This is a genomic window from Moraxella tetraodonis, from assembly GCF_022359095.1.
Taxonomy (GTDB): domain Bacteria; phylum Pseudomonadota; class Gammaproteobacteria; order Pseudomonadales; family Moraxellaceae; genus Faucicola; species Faucicola tetraodonis.
Genome location: NZ_JACSYB010000001.1, coordinates 859,246 through 878,092 on the forward strand (window position 1 = coordinate 859,246; position 18,847 = coordinate 878,092).

18 protein-coding genes are annotated in these 18,847 nt (G+C 43.1%); 11 read left to right on the forward strand and 7 right to left on the reverse strand.

The window, feature by feature from the left end:
• Positions 1-219: 219 nt before the first annotated feature.
• From rpsI to ychF, 3 genes are all read right to left on the reverse strand, one after another.
• Positions 220-606 (reverse strand): 30S ribosomal protein S9, encoded by a 387-nt coding sequence (gene rpsI / locus H9W84_RS03855; RefSeq protein WP_007116510.1) that lies wholly within the window; start codon positions 604-606, stop codon positions 220-222.
• 10 nt (positions 607-616) lie between these two features.
• Positions 617-1,045, reverse strand: coding sequence for a 50S ribosomal protein L13 (gene rplM / locus H9W84_RS03860; protein WP_007116509.1), 429 nt, complete (start codon positions 1,043-1,045; stop codon positions 617-619).
• Positions 1,046-1,238: 193 nt separating this feature from the next.
• On the reverse strand, positions 1,239-2,330 hold the full coding sequence (gene ychF / locus H9W84_RS03865) for a redox-regulated ATPase YchF (RefSeq protein WP_062334373.1): 1,092 nt from the start codon (positions 2,328-2,330) through the stop codon (positions 1,239-1,241).
• Positions 2,331-2,666: 336 nt separating this feature from the next.
• Between ychF and rsmA the strand changes: the two genes are divergently transcribed.
• Both rsmA and H9W84_RS03875 read left to right on the forward strand, forming a co-directional pair.
• The gene (gene rsmA, locus H9W84_RS03870; RefSeq protein WP_239741780.1) at positions 2,667-3,536 is read left to right on the forward strand and encodes a 16S rRNA (adenine(1518)-N(6)/adenine(1519)-N(6))-dimethyltransferase RsmA; all 870 of its coding nucleotides are present in this window, start codon (positions 2,667-2,669) and stop codon (positions 3,534-3,536) included.
• A gap of 48 nt (positions 3,537-3,584) precedes the next feature.
• A complete protein-coding gene (locus H9W84_RS03875) occupies positions 3,585-4,415 on the forward strand; it encodes a symmetrical bis(5'-nucleosyl)-tetraphosphatase (RefSeq protein ID WP_239741782.1) in 831 nt (276 codons plus the stop codon).
• Between the two features lie 8 nt (positions 4,416-4,423).
• Here H9W84_RS03875 and H9W84_RS03880 read toward each other — a convergent pair whose 3' ends face one another.
• The 4 genes from H9W84_RS03880 to H9W84_RS03895 all read right to left on the reverse strand — a co-directional run bounded on the left by H9W84_RS03880 (position 4,424) and on the right by H9W84_RS03895 (position 10,519).
• A complete protein-coding gene (locus H9W84_RS03880; RefSeq protein ID WP_239741784.1) occupies positions 4,424-4,945 on the reverse strand; it encodes a thioesterase family protein in 522 nt (173 codons plus the stop codon).
• Between the two features lie 132 nt (positions 4,946-5,077).
• On the reverse strand, positions 5,078-6,541 hold the full coding sequence (locus tag H9W84_RS03885) for a transglycosylase SLT domain-containing protein (RefSeq protein WP_239741787.1): 1,464 nt from the start codon (positions 6,539-6,541) through the stop codon (positions 5,078-5,080).
• Positions 6,542-7,206: 665 nt separating this feature from the next.
• Positions 7,207-7,983, reverse strand: coding sequence for a Nif3-like dinuclear metal center hexameric protein (locus tag H9W84_RS03890; protein WP_420846644.1), 777 nt, complete (start codon positions 7,981-7,983; stop codon positions 7,207-7,209).
• A 148-nt stretch (positions 7,984-8,131) separates the two neighbouring features.
• The gene (locus H9W84_RS03895; protein ID WP_239741789.1) at positions 8,132-10,519 is read right to left on the reverse strand and encodes a site-specific recombinase; all 2,388 of its coding nucleotides are present in this window, start codon (positions 10,517-10,519) and stop codon (positions 8,132-8,134) included.
• Between the two features lie 299 nt (positions 10,520-10,818).
• Between H9W84_RS03895 and H9W84_RS03900 the strand changes: the two genes are divergently transcribed.
• The 9 genes from H9W84_RS03900 to H9W84_RS03940 all read left to right on the forward strand — a co-directional run bounded on the left by H9W84_RS03900 (position 10,819) and on the right by H9W84_RS03940 (position 18,819).
• Entirely contained in the window at positions 10,819-11,982 is a 1,164-nt protein-coding gene (locus tag H9W84_RS03900) for a DNA polymerase III subunit delta' (protein WP_239741792.1), read from the forward strand.
• 93 nt (positions 11,983-12,075) lie between these two features.
• Positions 12,076-12,423: a PilZ domain-containing protein gene (locus tag H9W84_RS03905; RefSeq protein WP_007116499.1), complete on the forward strand. Its 348-nt coding sequence runs from the start codon at positions 12,076-12,078 to the stop codon at positions 12,421-12,423.
• Between the two features lie 298 nt (positions 12,424-12,721).
• Positions 12,722-13,471, forward strand: a complete 750-nt coding sequence (gene cmk, locus H9W84_RS03910) for a (d)CMP kinase (RefSeq protein WP_239741794.1) — start codon at positions 12,722-12,724, stop codon at positions 13,469-13,471.
• A 137-nt stretch (positions 13,472-13,608) separates the two neighbouring features.
• Positions 13,609-15,279, forward strand: a complete 1,671-nt coding sequence (gene rpsA, locus H9W84_RS03915; protein WP_239743634.1) for a 30S ribosomal protein S1 — start codon at positions 13,609-13,611, stop codon at positions 15,277-15,279.
• Positions 15,280-15,549: 270 nt separating this feature from the next.
• Positions 15,550-15,846 (forward strand): integration host factor subunit beta, encoded by a 297-nt coding sequence (locus tag H9W84_RS03920; protein ID WP_036603685.1) that lies wholly within the window; start codon positions 15,550-15,552, stop codon positions 15,844-15,846.
• 161 nt (positions 15,847-16,007) lie between these two features.
• Positions 16,008-16,367 carry a lipopolysaccharide assembly protein LapA domain-containing protein gene (locus H9W84_RS03925; RefSeq protein ID WP_007116364.1) on the forward strand — a complete coding sequence of 120 codons (360 nt, stop codon included), beginning with the start codon at positions 16,008-16,010 and terminating at the stop codon, positions 16,365-16,367.
• A gap of 77 nt (positions 16,368-16,444) precedes the next feature.
• Positions 16,445-17,146 (forward strand): orotidine-5'-phosphate decarboxylase, encoded by a 702-nt coding sequence (pyrF, locus tag H9W84_RS03930; RefSeq protein ID WP_239743637.1) that lies wholly within the window; start codon positions 16,445-16,447, stop codon positions 17,144-17,146.
• 17 nt (positions 17,147-17,163) lie between these two features.
• Positions 17,164-17,955 carry a metallophosphoesterase gene (locus tag H9W84_RS03935; RefSeq protein WP_239741796.1) on the forward strand — a complete coding sequence of 264 codons (792 nt, stop codon included), beginning with the start codon at positions 17,164-17,166 and terminating at the stop codon, positions 17,953-17,955.
• Between the two features lie 114 nt (positions 17,956-18,069).
• Positions 18,070-18,819 (forward strand): histidine phosphatase family protein, encoded by a 750-nt coding sequence (locus tag H9W84_RS03940; protein WP_239741798.1) that lies wholly within the window; start codon positions 18,070-18,072, stop codon positions 18,817-18,819.
• Positions 18,820-18,847: the final 28 nt, after the last annotated feature.

Genomic DNA, 18,847 nt, shown 5'->3' on the forward strand with positions numbered 1-18,847 from the left:
ACCATATTCCCACACTGGGTTTGTGGCTATTGTAAATCAGTTGTTACAGAATTGCCACCTTAGCTGTGCCTAAATTACGCTAATTTTGCTATTTTATGCTATTTTTGCAATAAAATAAATTACCTAAGGTAAATAAAAAAGACCCTTGCAGTAAACAAGAGTCTTTTTTGTAAACGCCAAAAAACGCGGTCGATACGAGAATTTCGACCACGAAAAATATTAACGTTTTGAGAATTGGGGACGTTTACGTGCTTTACGTAAGCCCAATTTTTTACGTTCAACTTCACGCGCGTCACGAGTCACAAAGCCCGCTTCTTTAAGCGCTGGTTTTAAGGTTTCGTCTGACTCGATCAATGCACGGGTAATACCGTGGCGAATCGCGCCCGCTTGACCATTGATACCGCCACCTTTTACAGTCACATAAATATCATATTTGCTAGCAGCATCCAGTAATTCTAAAGGTTGACGAACAACCATTACTGATGTTTCACGACCAAAGTATTGATCAAGTGGTTTACCGTTGACGACGATATTACCTGTACCCGCAGATAAGAACACACGAGCTGTTGAAGTTTTACGACGACCTGTACCGTAATTGCGTTCCATGTGTTACTCCTTAGATATCTAATACTTGAGGTTGTTGAGCAGTATGAGGATGCTCAGTACCTGAGTAAACTTTTAACTTTTTAATCATCGCATAGCCCAATGGACCTTTTGGCAACATACCTTTAACCGCTTTGTTAAGTACATCAGCGGGTTTGTGTGCGATAAGTTTGGTAAAGTTAGTCTCTCTGATACCACCTGGGTAACCGGTGTGACGGTAGTATTTTTTGTCTTGCGCTTTTTTACCAGTCACGGCAACTTTCTCAGCATTAATCACAACGATATAATCGCCTGTGTCAACGTGAGGGGTGTAAGAAGGCTTATGCTTGCCACGTAAGCGTGATGCGATTTCGCTCGCCAAGCGACCTAATGTTTTACCTTCAGCGTCGACGATGTACCAATCGTGTGTCACTTCATGTGGTTTAGCACTGATAGTTTTCATGTTTAAAAACCTTTTTGAGTTAATAGTTGAGAGTGAGTGTCTGGGAAACGAGGGCTCTCAAAATTACGAACGCATATTATAGGGATTAAGATAGTGACTTGCAATACAAGTCAAGCATTTTTAAAAAATAAACTTGCAAAAAATAGGCAACTAAAATTGCCTATTTGTATGAATCGGCATATCAGTGCAAAATTTAGACATTAAATCTAAAGTGCATCACATCGCCATCTTGCACGATGTAGGTTTTACCTTCGAGGCGAGATTTACCTGCCGCTGCCGCGCCTTTTTCACCGTTGTATTCAATAAAATCATCAAACGCAATCACTTCGGCACGGATAAAACCACGCTCAAAGTCGGTATGAATCACGCCTGCTGCTTCAGGGGCAGTCGCACCGACTTTGACCGTCCAAGCGCGCACTTCTTTGACCCCTGCAGTAAAATACGTTTGCATATTAAGCAGCTCATAACCTGCGCGAATCACACGGTCAAGCCCTGCCTCAGTCATACCCATACTTTCTAAAAACTCTTGTTTTTCATCGTCATCCAGTTGGGCGATTTCTGATTCGATTTGGTTGCATAGCGCGACGACCAACGCATCATCTTTTGCCGCAAATTCCCGTACTTGGTCAAGATAAGGATTGTTGTCAAAGCCATCCTCGCTCACGTTGGCAATATACATGGTGGGTTTTAGGGTGATTAAACCATAGCTGCGGATGATTTTTTTCTCATCCTCATCCAGATTTGCCATGCGCGCCGGCTTACCATCGGCTAAAAATGGCTCAATTTTGTTAAACACATCTAGCATGGCTTTGGCGTCTTTATCACCGCCTTTGGCTTTTTTACCGACATTGATAATCGCACGGCTCACTGCTTCAAGGTCAGCTAGCGCAAGTTCGGTGTTGATGGTTTCGATATCGGATAATGGGTTGACGCGTCCATCGACGTGAATCACGTTGTCATCATCAAAGCAGCGCACCACATGGGCAATCGCATCGGTTTCACGGATATTGGCTAAGAACTGATTACCCATGCCTTCGCCTTTGGAGGCGCCTGCCACTAGACCGGCAATATCCACAAATTCCATTGAGGTGGGCACAACGCGCTCAGGTTTGACGATATCGGCAAGTTGTTTGAGACGTGGGTCGGGTACAGGTACAATCCCAGTATTGGGATCTTTGGTACAAAACGGGAAGTTTTCTGCCGCAATCCCAGCTTTGGTCAATGCGTTAAACAGGGTTGATTTACCAACATTTGGCAGTCCGACGATACCACAATTAAAGCCCATACAATGCTCACTAAATAAAGGGTTAGTTAAATTTGTTGCATTATAACAACTTAGTCATCAGAATTCGACAGGCGATTGACGCATCAAAAAATTGAACAATCAAAAATTTGTAGCATGATATAAACTACAAAAATTCAAATTGAGCGATGGTGCAGATTCCTGCCATGCTATTGCTATCCTATTGCAATAGTCACGAGTTGTCATGAAATTGTCATAATGGAGCGTCAAGCTATGCTATAATGAGCGGTTTAATAATGATTTGTGTCTGATGACGGTGAAGATTATCGTATACTGCGCAACATTGATAATTATTTCATTTTTATAGGAATGTTTTGAGTGACGGTCTCTGCTTTTTTATCGCATCAGCCTAGAAAACGTTTTGGGCAAAATTTCTTACATGATCAGGTGATTATTGGGAGAATTATTGACAGTATTCATGCAGATCGCGATGATTTGATGGTTGAAATTGGTCCAGGCATGGGCGCGATTACTGAGCCGCTACTCAAGGAAGTCAATCGCTTGACTGTTGTCGAGCTTGATACCGATTTGGCAGACAGCCTGCGCATTCGCATTGGCGCCAATAGCAATGAGGGCTTAACCATTGTCAAAGCCAATGCCATGGAAGTGGATTACCGTGCGCTATTCCAGCAAATCATTGGCGATAACCCTAATGCTACCACCGACAAGAAAATGCGCATTGTCGGTAACTTGCCATACAATATTTCTACGCCGTTATTGTTTCATTTATTAAGTTTTGCCGATGTCATTGAAGACATGCATTTTATGCTACAAAAAGAAGTGGTGGATCGCATCACCGCAGATGTAGATAGCCGAGAATATGGTCGTTTATCCATCATGATGCAGTATTATTGTGAAACTGATTATTTACTGACGGTGCCAAATGGGGCATTCAACCCCCCACCCAAAGTGACGAGTGCGGTATTTCGACTCAGACCTTATCAACAAAAACCGATTGTGGCTGACGATGAAAAGCTGTTTGCCCTTGTGGTGCGTGAGGCATTTAATCATCGCCGTAAAACACTGCGCGCGATTTTTAAAAAGTCGCCGATTTTGCCTGCGGTCACAGAACCCCAGCTTGTGGCATGGGGACTTAATCCACTGGCGCGTCCCGAAACGTTATCAGTACAAGATTTTGTGACCTTGTCTAATGGCATCGCGGCAAACGGCATTGAGGCAAATGGTTAATTTTTTTGTAGCTGTTTAAAATTTTACTTTGAAGATATATGAGGTGTTATGGGTTTTCGACATCAATTTGTCATTGGCGATATTCAAGGCTGTTATGCCGATTTGCAGGCACTGCTCAAGCAGATTGGGTTTGATGAAAAGCAAGATAAATTATGGTTTGTCGGCGATATCGTGGCACGCGGTGAAGACTCGCTGAGCGCGCTGCGTTTGGTAAAACGTCTTTGCCAAGCCGGGGCTGCCGAAATGGTGTTGGGCAATCATGATATTAACTTAATCGCGGTATGGCGTGGTGTCATAAAGATCAAAAAAAAGGATAGAACCCAAGCGATTTTTGACGCCCCAGATTGTGATGAATTACTCAACTGGCTTCGTCGCCAGCCGCTGCTTGTCTATCCCAATGATAAAACCGTGATGGTGCATGCAGGCATCCCGCCAAACTGGAGTATCACCCAAGCAGCCATGCATGCATCAGAATTGCAAACTCAATTACAAAGTAGCTTATGGCAACTCGATAGACTGCTGCCAAACCTGTATAGCGATACCGCTGTTCCTTGGTCAAATATGCTGACAGGCTATGCACGTATGCGGGCGATTTGCAATTATTTTACCCGTATGCGCCTGTGTAAAATGGATGGCACGCTAGAGTTTAGTTTTAAATCCAGTCTGGATGATAAAATGCCAGAGGGGTTTCGTCCGTGGTTTGAATGGCAAGTGCCGCGCGAACGCAAAATTTTATTTGGTCATTGGGCGGCGCTAAAAGCCAAAGTAGATTTGGCAAATGCCAGAGCCACGGATGCAGGGTGTGTATGGGGCGGCAGTATGATGGCATACCGCCTAGAAGATGAGCAAGTTATCTGTCAAACTTGTAAAGCAAAATGACCCTAAAGTTACCGAGCGAGCTGCAGCAGCTGTACAAACGCTTTGGGCAAACGGGTAGGGCGAACTTGGGTTTGCCCTTTTTCATCTTTACTAGTAGCCACGCATACAATACTTATCTCCGCTTGGCTTAACAGCTGCTGATGGCTATCATAAATCCGCTGCTCAAGCTGTAATGACGCAGATTTACAGTCTGCCGTCTCAATCACAACGGTGACTTCGCTATCAAGCAGAATCGGACGCACATAACGGATGTTGGCTTGGTTCACTACAAATTGGATATCAGGTTTGCCACTATCGCTCTGGTGAGTAACGTCCTGACTCACAGCCTCGGCTGAATGCGCTTGATAAAAATAACTGGTCATTCCCAAGGCACGTAACCAATCACGGCGACAACGCTCAAACAGCTTTAAATGATTGGCGTGATATACAATCCCGCCTGCATCGGTATCTTCCAAATAAATACGGTATTGGTTGGCATAAACAGGCTGAGTGCTTGATTGAGTGTGGGGCTGATTCTGGAGCTGGGTCACGTGGTATCCTTAGGTTGGTAATGTTAACAATAAGTCAGTAATTTTTAAAAACCACAAAGTGATAGCATAAAAAAAAGAATGGCGTTAAACCATTCTTTTTTGAAAATTTGCCGTTTTTTATACACACACTCATCAAGTCAATTGACGATGATTGACTTTGTCTAATTTTAACGCCTCCAAATAACTGCGAATATGGGTGACGTAATCTAAGCATTGCACGTAACGGCTATTGCTTTGACTATTGACTTTCAAATACTGATACACGGCTGCCCAATTGTTGCCATCAATACCGCGCTTTTGCAAAATCTGCTGGATATCTTTAATCGCTTGGGGACCCATATTGTAAGCCGCTAGGGTAAACCATACCCGATCCGATGCTGGTACTTGGGCAAATTCATGTTGCAGCTGACTGAGATACTTAGCGCCGCCTTGGATGCTCTGCGTCGGGTCAGTCCTATTATCAACGCCCATCGCATTGGCAGTGGCATTGGTTAACATCATGATACCGCGCACACCCGTTGGCGAAGTGGCTTCTGCATCGAGATGCGATTCTTGGTACCCCATTGCCACAAGCAGTTCCCAATCAAGACGGTATTTGTTTGCTGTCTGCTTAAAAGATGGCTCATAGATGGGCAACACGCGTGTCATGGTATCGGCAAAATGTTGTTGATTAAACGGCTCTGCCAATGGTGTTTGACTATAAAACGCCGCTAAATGTTGATTACGGGTGAGCGATTGACCGCCACAAAGGAAGTTTTTTACATCATTGTTGAGTTTGATATCATTGGGGTTTAGCTGTATGGCAACATGTTCATTGAGACCCTGCTTTGATAAATAATCTTTGTCACAGCTTAGACTCAGCGATGATAACGCAGTGGCGGTGGCGTTTTGGTAATCCGACCCATTGGTCAAGGCGACATCGGCTTTGCCTGTTTTGACAGCCGCCATCGCGTCCGCATCAGTGGCAAACACTTGGGTGCTCAGGGTGACATCCAATCGCTTGGCATAATGGCGCATGACATCATAGCCAAAGCCGTGCTCAAAACCATCTTGAGCAAAATAGGTGGTATTACCATTGACGGTGGCAATACGTAGCTGCTTTTGAGACAGGATACTATCAAAGGTCGCCATTTTTGGTGTCGCAACCACGCTAGTAGGTGAGGCAAAAGTATGAACATTGTCGACTTTGTCAGTAATACCCGCCTGGGTGGCAACATAAGCTAAGGGCAAACCAATCCCCATCACAGCTGCCAGCTTTTTACTGGCGCCCAACCATTTTAACGGCTTGATAAAGCGATCAATGAGCCGAGCGGACGGATTAGGTAGTTGCCCCAAATTTTGAACATGGCTAGGCACCGCTGGCACATGAGACTGGGCAATTTTTGGCGACATCTCCCCACCCAAACAAGGTTTGAATTGAATAGGGAAGAATTGCAAGCGTTTAAATTGGGTCGCGTATTTACTAAAGCGTAATAAAGGGTGTTGAAACGGGTATAAAGTTAAAGGGCTTAAAAATGCTTTGACCGACATCGAAATCGACGCAGGATAGGTCAAAGCCAAATCATCACAATACTCAAATGATGAGTTTAGCGGCATGTGTCACTCCACGGTGCACATACGTTAGATACGTTAAATTAATAAAAAACAACTATGCCAAATGAAAACATTTTATGAAACTAAGAACCGAATCGATAGTTAAACCTAGTACCCGTTAAACCAAGCACCAGTTAACTAAGTACTAATTCACTAAGTACTAATCAGCCAAGCCAAATAAGTACATGGCTTCTAACTATCTAACTCTATCCTAAATCTCACCAAAAAAGCTTCCATCCAAAATAGGTCGTTATTAACTTAACGCTAAAAAAAGAGCCAAACAGGTTGGCTCCCCTTATACCTAGGACGGTGATAACTCCCTATCCATCGTAGAAAACTATCGAAATAAATAATAATCAAGTACAACCCGTAAAAGGGTTAAAATTTTTGTAAGTACTGGCAAATTAAAAATTGTTTAATAAGCCCAAGCATTTATAGACAGAATTTAACGTAGGGTAACGTATGGCACGCATAAAATAAATAAACAATAACAATATTTACTGCATGGCAATACAGTTAGTTATATAAAACAATGGGGGTATTGTATTGAAATTAAAGTTACGCGTCATGTTTTTGAACGTAACGAAAGGCAAATTTATGATAAAAAGCGTAAAAAACCCGCTAAAATGCAATTAACGGGTAATAATTAGTCAATAAATTGCCCAATTTTAGGCGGGATTATCGATATCGACAAAATCAACGGTCAAAGCAAGATTTTCTTTGACATAATCCCCCAATGCAAGCACACCACCTCGCTCAGTGGCATGATGTCCACAAGCAAAATAATCAATACCTAGCTCACGGGCTATGTGAGTGGTTCGCTCTGACACTTCACCGGAGATATAGGCTTGACAACCCATTTGTGCCGCTTGCTCAATCATATCCTGTGCGCCACCCGTACACAGACCGATGCGCGAAATGACTTGATTACCCCCGGATAGATGTAAGGGCGGACGGCTTAAGGTAGACGATAGTTTGTTGGTGAGAGCTGCAATCGACAACGGCGCTGCTAAATCCACGATATTACCAATCGGGTGTTTTTCGTCAGGGTATAGCGGCGACAAATCACTCCAGCCCAACGCTAGCGCCAATTGGGCGTTATTGCCCAATTGGGGATGGGCGTCTAACGGTAAATGATAAGCCAGTAAGGAAATACCGTGTTGCATCAACAAACGAATACGCTTGCCTTTCATGCCAATTAACGGCGCAGGTTCCCCTTTCCAAAAATAGCCATGATGCACCAAAATCGCTTGGGCATTGTGCGCAATCGCTTGTTCAATCAATGCCTCAGAGGCTGTGACACCGGTGAGGATGTGCTGTATCGGCTGTCCACCATCCACTTGCAGACCATTGGGACAATAATCTTGGAATTCATTAATTTTTAACAGCTCATTTAATCGATGCGCCAATTGAGTCGGACTCATTGAAGTTGCAGGCTGGTTCATTGTATTTTTCAAACTTGTATCTTTCAAAATTCTGTCTTCCAAACTTGTATCTCTTAAAAAATGCATCATGTTTTTACAGTGGTGCGTATTTTTACAGTCGTTCTGTGTTTCTAACGTCTGCAGTGTTTAACATACAGTATTTAATCGGTTATTTGGGTAGCTTGCTTGCCGTGTCATTTGGGGTGATATTGTCGACCGCCTTTTGCACCACTTTTTCTTTAATTGCCTGTTTTTTCTCTGCAATTTCTTCATCGGTCAGTTTTTCCGTATGACTGATATTGTCGATATGGGGCGTAGTAGCATGCGGATGTTCTTCTGGCTGTGATGTCAGGGCAGTTTTATGTCCCTTGTTATTTTTACCATCGTTTGCAATCGGTTTATCATCATAGATAATATTACCATCGCTATCGATGAGCGCATAGTTCATCGGCTGTTTACGCGGGATGAAAAAGTCAGAGGGTTGGGTCATCAAATGCGAGGCGACCAATTCAAATAAGAATTTCCACTCAAAGACTTTCACATCACGCGCGCGTAGGGCGGTTATTAACGCGAGTGAAAAACTCACCAACAAGTTAATCATACCGATGACCATCACCCCAAATAGACTGACCAAAATAATACCGATTTCTGGAAACTCGCCCGTGTTGGCATAAATGTTAAAAATCCCATGAATAAAGTTGGCAGATGCAAAGGCAATGTGGCGAATATCGAGCGGTAAGCCAAAAATATAGCCAATTGTCGCCGTACTACCCAAAAAGCAACCGAATAAAAAGTTACTCATAATCGCACCCAGATTGCGCTCAATAAAATCGCTAAAACGCAATAACGTTATAGGTGTCATCATCTGTTTGAGGGTAGGCTGGTTGCGGATACGCTCGCCAATTTTGTTGTGTACCGCAAGATTATCATAATAGCCTGCAATCAACCCTGAAATATACAAATACACCCCAGCAATCGCGGCATGAAAGATAGCCAGCGAGGTAAACGGGTTGAGATCATGCAGCAAGTGCTCGGCGGTAGCTGTCGATGTTAACGGATGACCCAACCCATACAACCACAGGGATGAAATCAGTAGCGCAATGGGCATTGCAATTGAAATATTACCCATAATGGCAATAAACTGGGTGCGCATGATATCAACGACCAATTCTGTCAATTTGGTAAATCGTGCCGCTTTGCGTCCTTTTACCTCTGAGATGGTTGAAGCAATCGCGGCAGCCGTCATGGCAGGCTGTTTGGTCGCCACTGTACCGCCAATGATATGAATCGCCACAAAGCCAAGACCGTAAATCATACTGTTTAAAAAAGCCACGCCAAAGGGTGCCAGCGGTAAGGATTTCCCTAGGATTTTAAGGGTTGCCATAAAGCCGATGAGTAGACCACCCAATGCTGCTTTTTTATACATACGGCGATAGCCCGCTTTATCGGTACTGATATAATGCTCGCCGACCTTACTGGCAGTCTCAGTCACACGGCGCGACAAGAGCGCGGTATTGATGCCAAATAAATATCTAAAACTACTGCGGTGGTATGAATCTTCATACAACGTGTTAATGAGCTCTATGATGGTTTTTTTCTTGATATGATCGTTGTCAGATAGCAGTGACACCAACAATTCAAGACGCTGCAGGCTCTGCTCAAGGCGCACCAACATATTGGTGGTACGCACAGTAATACCCGTTCGATGTATACGGCGACGGATGTTTTGCATCATAGTGCGGGCCTGGTCGGTCAACACTAAAATTTGACTGCTATCCACCTCAGGCTGGGGCATCGCTTGTTCATCCCCTGGCTGCATGCTGAGCTGGTATTGACTGACAAATTCAGCGACTTCGCGGTTCAGTGCAATGAAAGTATCTTGATTGTCAATCGGATTGGGAAACGCCTTTATTAAATCGGCATTGAGCCCGATGCCGTTGATACGCGCCGTTAAAATAGTAATGGCTTTGAGCACATTGGCTTCAAGCGCTTGCACCAATGCTTCTTTGCCTGGGGGTACTTTAAGAATAAGTATCAGTTCAATCCACCAGCGCTCATGGATTAAGCGCACCCAGTAGCGGGTTTTTGGAGTGGCAAAAAACGCATTAAATAACCCAATCAAATCGCGGTCATCGGGTACAGAGGGTAATAGCTTTTCACCGACCAAGTCAAAAAATTGCGAAGTAAAGCCAGCGTCTGACAAGATACCCAAATCCGTGTATAGCGACACCTGACGATAACGACTAATCAAGGTAAGCATAAACACACAAAACCCTTCTGCCCACACACGATTGCCGCGCAATAGTCGAACGAATAGTGCCATCTGTTCATTGGCGGTCGTAGCATCATTTGCACGGTTACGCAGGGTATCTAGCAGTTGTTTAAATAGCGCAACTTGCGGAAAATCACGCAGCGCATTAATTTCGTTTAAAATAGTAGTTAAACGCGCTTCTAAGGTTGGCATCACCTTTAATTGGTCTGCCATATCCGCCGCATCATAATGATGTTGGGCATTGGGTAACGTATCTTGATTATTAGGTTGCGATAAATTCGTCAAACTAACCTCGAAGTAAACAGAAAATTGAATCGTTTTTTTAAATAGGGTGAATCACAACTATAAGAAAAAATACGAAAATAGATATCTTAAGATGAAAATTTAATCGACTCATCAGAAAAAATCCATCATTTATTTGCAACAAAAATCTTATGGGCCAAGGTTTAAAGACAGTAAGGGATAAAATAACGCTACGTGTTACCGCATTTATGTATTCGAGAAAACAACCTAACGGATTATCCTAATTGATTATCTAGACGCAGCGATTATACTATAGTTACTCTGTTGACTGATTTTTTTCTATGGCATCGACTATAACTACCCAAGCAAAAAGCCCCAAACAACCCAATACCGAATCAACACCCAATGAGATAACCCAATACTACTATCCAGATCCCGTGAGCCAACAGGTGATACAGCAGTGGCTGTTTATGGATTTACTGCCGTGGCAACAGGCAACTTGGCAGTATTTGACCACCCATATAGACGCCTTGCCGCACGCGATGTTGTTTGCAGGCAATGCGGGGACTGGTAAACGTGCTTTTGTGTATCGGTTTGTCGCATGGGCATTGTGTGAGAATCAACGGGACAATGTACAAGGTGTCACAACTGCCTGTGGGCAATGCCAAAGTTGCCAATGGCTGATTGCCAATACCCACCCCGATCTTTATCAAATTCCCACACCCACCGTGGCGCGTGACGCGTCGCCCAAACCTAAAGTAAACAATGCTCTTGTGGCGCAAGCCCCAACCCATCAGTCAAGTTATAGCATCAAGATTGACGAAATTCGGGAATTACAGCCGTTTGTCACGCAATCGGGTGGCGGATTAAGAATTGTGGTTATTCACCAAGCGGATGCGATGACTCTAGCAGCCAGTAACGCGCTTCTTAAGACATTAGAAGAGCCTGCCGAAAATGTGCTGATGCTGTTAATTAGCGATAGTCCTTCGCAGCTACTGCCAACGATTCGCTCGCGGCTACAGGCATTTTCAGTGAGCCATATCACCCCCGCTCAATCAATGCAAGTGATGCAGCAATTAATGCCCAATACCGATACTGCAACGCTAAAACAAGTGAGTGAATTGTCTGGTTATGCGCCTTTTTTGGCACTGCAAATGTTAAACAGCGAATGGTATCAACACCGCCAAACTTGGATAAACAGCTTTCAAGCGGTTCGTAGTGGGCAACGTACGCCTGTACAAGCCAGCAACTATTGGCAAAAAACGCTGACATTGACGGACTTTTTGTACTTGTCGCAAGCTTTGTTAATACCATTGGGGCAATTTGCCGCCGGTATTTCAGCGTCATCCAATGACTTAGATTTTGGCAAGCTGCAGCCACCACCCACATTAAAGCAAATTAGCCAGTTACAACAGGTCATCGATCAAATCTGGCAAGATAGACAGCAACATATCCAAGATAAGTTATGCTATGATAAAATTTTTAGTACCATGCTTGATTGCTAATTTACTCAAGTATCTATATTACCCAATTATCTATATTACTTATCATTCACCATGCGTTGGTAACCCCATGCGTTAGTAAAAGGAATAGTGATTATGGCAATGCCATCTCGTGGCGGTATCACCACCATTAACTATGATACGATCGAAAAATTGTATGCTAGCTATTTGCCTTTTATTGAAAACGGTGCGTTATTTATTCCTACTAACCAGCAGCAACAACTAGGCAGTCAAACCTTTGTGGCAATTACTTTGCCAAATTCGAGTGAGAGAATGCCGCTACATGGTAAAGTGGTGTGGGTCAACCACCGCGCACAAGCCCAGCGCCCCGCAGGCTATGCGTTACAGCTTGGCAAAGATGAAGCAGGTTTACGCATCAAAAACGAAGTCGACCGCCTGTTAGCAGGTCATATCAGCTCAGATAAACCCACCTTCACGCTATAAATTATTGAAACTCCGGAAGCTCTGGCAGTTTTAGCCGGTGATTGTTAAAAGCCAGCGATTGTTAAAGGTGAGCTTATGCTTAATCCTGTAAGTCGCTAGCTTTTTTTCTTCTATCGCTCAATGGTTAATCATCACTCTGCGTCTTGATGCCTTTCTCATGTTTAGTCCCTTTTTTGCGTATTTTTCTATTGGTAGAAAATGAAATGCAATTTAGTCAATCCTTGTGTCAAATTACTTGTATAAAATAGCTTTCAGGCGTAAAATATACGACTATTTTTGCTTTGTTCCTAAGAATGGCATGTCACAAACGTTAACGCAACCGTCTTTTGATCTAACCGCAAGCCTGCCCGTCATCACCATTGATGGTTCAAGTGGTGCAGGTAAAGGTACATTGACGGCAAGACTGGCAAAGCTGCTGGATTATCAAATTTTGGATTCAGGAGCGCTGTATCGGATTGTGGGGCTTGCAGCCCACCAAGCGGGTTTGTTAACGGACAACATTGATGAAACTGCGCTAGCTGATTTAACCCAATCGTTAAAAATTGAGTTTGCAGCCGCAAAAGCGGGTTCTGAGCATGTGACAGTGCTCGTGAATGCCAACGATGTGAGCGAAGTGATTCGCACCGAAGAAGTGGGTAACTTTGCATCAAAAGTCGCGGTATTCCCGAAGGTGCGTCAAGCGCTATTAGAGTTACAAAAAAATATGGCAACGTCGCAAGGCAACCCAAAAAAGGGTTTGATTGCAGACGGGCGTGATATGGGCACAGTGGTTTTTCCCGATGCGGCGCTGAAAGTTTATCTGGTCGCATCCTCTGAGGCACGAGCCGAGCGCCGAGTCAGTCAGTTAACCCATGCTGGCAAACAGGCAGATTTTGACGAAATTTTGGCACAAATTATTGCCCGTGATGAGCGTGATAGTACACGCAGTGCCTCACCGGCTAAGCCTGCCGATGATGCGATAGTGATTGATAGCTCAGCGATCGATGCTGAGCAAGTGTTTAACCAAGTTTGGCAACTGTGTGTTGAGCGCGGTTTGACAATTAACTAACTATTTTTTAACTAACAGTTTTTAAAAGTTTTATCGATTTTTTATAGGCACTAAAACCAGCCTTATGTTTATAAAAAATCTTAATTTGAACCGTACTGTGCTGGACAGGCTACGGCTATACAAAGGTAAATTTTATGATGGAATCATTTGCTGAACTGTTTGAAGCAAGCCAAGTACTTGACGTAGAACGCGGTGCAGTTATCTCTGGTCAAGTAGTTGCGATTGATAGCGACTGGATTACCGTAGATACGGGTCTAAAATCAGAAGGTATCGTTGCGCGTTCAGAATTTTTGAATGAACAAGGCGAGCTTGAAGTAGCAGTTGGCGACCAAGTTCAAGTCGTTGTAGATGCGGTTGACAATGGCATGGGTCAAACCCTATTGTCACGTGAAAAAGCAAAACGTGCTGAAACTTGGAACGTACTTGAAAAACTTTACGAAAACAATGAGATCGTAACCGGTCTTATCTCTGGTAAAGTTAAAGGTGGTTTCACAGTTGATATCGGTTCAGTACGTGCGTTCTTACCAGGTTCATTGGTGGACACTCGCCCAGTACGCGATACTGCGCACTTAGAAGGCAAAGAGCTAGAATTTAAAGTCATCAAACTGGATCAAAAACGCAACAACGTCGTTGTTAGCCGCCGCGCTGTGATGGAATCTGAAAACTCAGCAGAGCGCGAAGCACTACTATCTAACCTTGAAGAAGGTCAAGAAGTGGTCGGCGTGGTGAAAAACTTAACTGATTACGGTGCATTCGTAGACCTAGGTGGTATCGATGGTCTATTACACATCACAGATATGGCATGGCGCCGTATCAAGCACCCATCAGAAGTGGTTGAAGTGGGTCAAGAATTAAAAGTTAAAGTATTAAAATTTGACCGTGAACGTAACCGTGTCAGCTTAGGTCTAAAACAACTAGGCACTGACCCATGGCAAGACGTTCTTAACAACTATCCAAAAGGTACTAACGTTAAAGCACGTGTAACTAACCTGACTGATTATGGTTGTTTTGCTGAAATCGCTGATGGTATCGAAGGCTTAGTACACGTTTCTGAAATGGATCATACCAACAAAAACATCCATCCTTCAAAAGTGGTACAAATCGGTGACGAGATCATGGTTCAAATCCTTGATATTGATGAAGACCGTCGTCGTATCAGCTTAGGTATCAAACAAACCATGCCAAACCCATGGGAAGAGTTTGATAAGAACCACCAAAAAGGTGACAAAGTATCTGGTACTATCAAATCAATCACTGACTTTGGTATCTTTATCGGTTTAGAAGGTGGTATTGATGGTCTAGTTCACTTATCAGACCTTTCTTGGACTGAAAGCGGTGAAGAAGCGATTCGTAACTACAATAAAGGTGATACCGTTGAAGCGGTCATCTTGTCTGTAGATGCAGAAGCTAACCGTATCAGCTTGGGTATCAAACAACTTAACAGCGACCCATTCAATGAATACCTAGTATCAAATGATCGTGGTGCGGTAGTGAAAGGGGTAGTGACTGACGTTGATGCCAAAGGCGCTAAAGTAAAACTGGCTGACGATGTAGAAGGCTACTTACGTGCTTCAGAAATCCAACAAGACAAAGTAGACGATGCGACCACTGTACTTAATGTCGGTGATGAAGTTGAAGCAAAAATTATCAGCGTTGACCGCAAAACTCGCGGTATCAACCTATCAGTTCGTGCAAAAGACGAAGCAGAGCAACGTGATGCTATCAAAGCATTAAGTTCAAATGCAGCAGCTGATACCCAACCAAAAACCATTGGTGACTTAATCAAAGAGCAACAACAAAACCAATAATCGGTTTTGCGAGCAATAAAAAAAGCGGCTAACTTAGTCGCTTTTTTTATTTTTACCTTTTAGGTAACAAAATGAAAGATTTAGTCTAAAAAAAGCCGACGAATTTAGTGCGATTTTGTTATAATATGCGAAGAAAAGTAATGAAATGTAATTTTTCATTATTAGAATTGTTAATAGATTGTTAGATGAAATTGGGCTGTAACGAAGTTTTTAAAACAATCATTCTATAATTTAGACTATGACAGTTACGTTTAGCGTGTTAGGGGTAGTATGGAAAAAGTGTTAAACAAATCTGATTTGATCACTAGATTATCAAGTGAATGTGAGAATATACCAGAAAAAACCATTGAGGATGCCACCAAGCAAATCATTGATTTGATGGTTGATACCTTATCTCAAAACGGACGTGTCGAAGTACGCGGTTTTGGTAGTTTTAGTTTACATCATCGTGAGCCACGTGTGGCGCGCAACCCTAAAACAGGCGAAAAAGTTACCGTAAAAGCAACGGCGATACCCCATTTTAAACCTGGCAAAGCATTGCGAGAGGCAGTCAATCATCATCGTTAGTTGCGGTTTTTGAGTCATTTAACGTTGTTGAACTTACGCTATGGTTTAATATATGATTGATCAAAAAGAGTGGACAAAAAATCCACTCTTTTTTTTGAATTATCTGTAATAATAGTGGCATTCAAAAATGTAGATTAATTAAAATAACCAAGGAGAAAAATATGCGTTATCTGTTAGCGATTTTGTTGTTCGTGGTCGTTGGTTATTCATTGATGCTGGTATTGGTGAATAACAACCAAGTCGAAGTAAATTTACTGTTTAGCCAAGTACCACAAATGAGTTTGGGGCTACTGCTGATTATTAGCATTGTTTTAGGGGTCATTGCGGGGCTATTGATAGGTGTGATTTTATTTCGTGTGTTACAAATGAAACTGGAAAATCAGCGTTTATCTAAAGAGTTAAAGCAAACCCAAGAAAAATTGATGCAAACGCAGCATAATTATGAACAGCATTTAGCGCAAACTAGCAATGCAACGATTGCACCTACCGCAGCCAACCCTAATTTACCACCCGTACGATAAGCAATCCATACTATCATGTTAAAAAAAAGAGTCAGTTTGTTATGAATCAAGTGGCAGTACCGCAAGCAACATCACTCATCAAATCAGCCATCAAGTCACCCATTATTGTGGCATTGGATAACATGGATGACCGTCAGGCATTAAGCTTGGCGGATAAGTTAGACCCTACCTTGTGCCGATTAAAAGTTGGTAAAGAGCTGTTTACCAAATATGGTAGTAGCTTAGTGACATCCTTACATCAGCGTGATTTTGAGGTGTTTTTGGATTTAAAATTTCATGATATCCCCAACACCACCGCGCAGGCGGTCTTAGCAGCGGCTGATTTGGGGGTGTGGATGGTCAATGTACATGCCAGTTCGGGGCGTACCGCCATGCAAACGGTGAAAGCGCGTTTATCAGCGCAACACTACCAAACCTTAGTGATTGCGGTGACGGTGCTGACCTCTATGTCACAGCAAGATTTGGCTGAAGTGGGCATCACCGACTCGGTAGAGAGTCATGTTAAGCGACTAGCATTATTGACGCAGCAGTCAGGGCTTGATGGGGTAGTTTGCTCTGCGCAAGAAGCCAATATGCTTAAACAGCTTTGCGGCAAGGATTTTCTGTTAGTCACGCCAGGTATCAGGCTGCCAGAAGATGCCAGTAATGACCAAACCCGCATTTGCACGCCCAAAGATGCTATAGCAAATGGGTCTGATTATTTGGTGATTGGGCGGTCAATCACGGCGGCAGCGAATCCCACCGCCAAACTGCACTATATCTTGGATACGTTAAAATAATCCATTTCGAGTCATGTATGCCAGTACGTTTTCAAGTGTTAAGTGATTTACATATTGATAGCTATGCAAAAAGGGATTTGCCCATTGGTAAAATCCCTTACACAAATGCCGATGCTATTTTAGTAGCGGGCGACACGTCCAATGGGCTTTTGGGCATCGAATGGCTCATCGGCGAATCAAAGCGACTTGAGAAACCAATTTTTGTGATTGTGGGCAATCATGAGTATTTTGGTCATAATATTCTTGAGTTAGATGCCCAAATAAAGGCATTGACGCAAGATACGCAAGTGCATTTTTTACAATGCGCGAGCTTTGAATTTATGGGTGTCAGAATTATTGGTACAACGCTTTGGACGGATTATCAATATCAACCACAAGATAATACGTTGGAGATTGCTCAGCAGTTTATGCGCGATTATCGCGAGATTTATTATGATAACCGACTGTTAACGCCCCAAGATACTGTATCTATTCATGAGCAGCAGAGGGCATGGTTGCAAAATGCCTTAAAACAAAGCCAAAAAGATGCTATGCCCACTGTGGTCATGACACATCACAGCATCAGCCCATTATCTATCGCGCCAAAATATGCCAATTTTCCCAGTAATGCGGGATTTGTCGTTGATTTGAGCGAATGGTTGAAGAGCGATTTTGCGCCTGATATTTGGCTGCATGGACATACCCATGAAGCATTTGATTATCAGCAAGGTCATACACGTGTCATTGTCAATCCCAGAGCCTACCCCAATGAAATCAGTAGTACGGGGATAGTTTTTGACTGGCACAAAGTCATTGAAGTCATGGTATGATTGATGCGTTTTCACAGTAACATCCCATTTAATCGCTTAAATTTTTTGACCTCATCAGTTTGTAGTATCAATTTATGGTGCAAAGATAAAAAGATATAAGGAATGCGTATTTAAATGTCTAATTCAATCAACACCATGCCTGCTCATTTACCACCCAGTATGATTGACTCGGTCAAGCTACTGCCGAAACATGAGCGATTAATCCTATTTACTCGCCATTCATTACGCGAGATGTCAGATAAGAATGGCTTTGCCAGTTATGCTCTGCCACTAACACCAAAAGGCAGAGTGTTGGCGGAATCTTGGGGACGTTGGTTGGCTGCCAACTTAGATTACTCAATGGATGTAGACAGCATTAGTAGCCCGATACAACGTTGTATTGATACCGCAGTTTTAATGCAAGCAGGTGCTGGCATCTCTAGAAATGTGTCGCACCAATCGCTGTTGGTAGAGCCGGGTAGTTTGGTGGTTGACCATGAAGAAGTGAGTAAGGTATTCAAACAAATTGGTGCGCTCAATTTTATCAATCGTTTTTTGGCGGGCGACATGGCAGGGATTAAAGCACCACATAAAGGCGGTTTGGATTTATTAGCGCTTTTATTTCAGCATCAGCCAAAACACGGGCATTTATTACTGGCGGTTAGTCATGATACGCTGTTATCAGCGTTCTTAGCGGTGATGATGGGCGTGGGTGAAATTAGCTGGGATGACTGGCCAAAAATGATGGAAGGGGTATTTTTGTGGTTTGATGATAAACCCTTTAGCGACGCAAAAGTACATTTTATTTGGCGCGGGCAGTGCTATGAACGCCGATTGATTGAATTGTTAGACCCATTTTCACCCTCTTATCCGTTACAAGACTAATCGATACCCAACAAAACAACAAAAATAA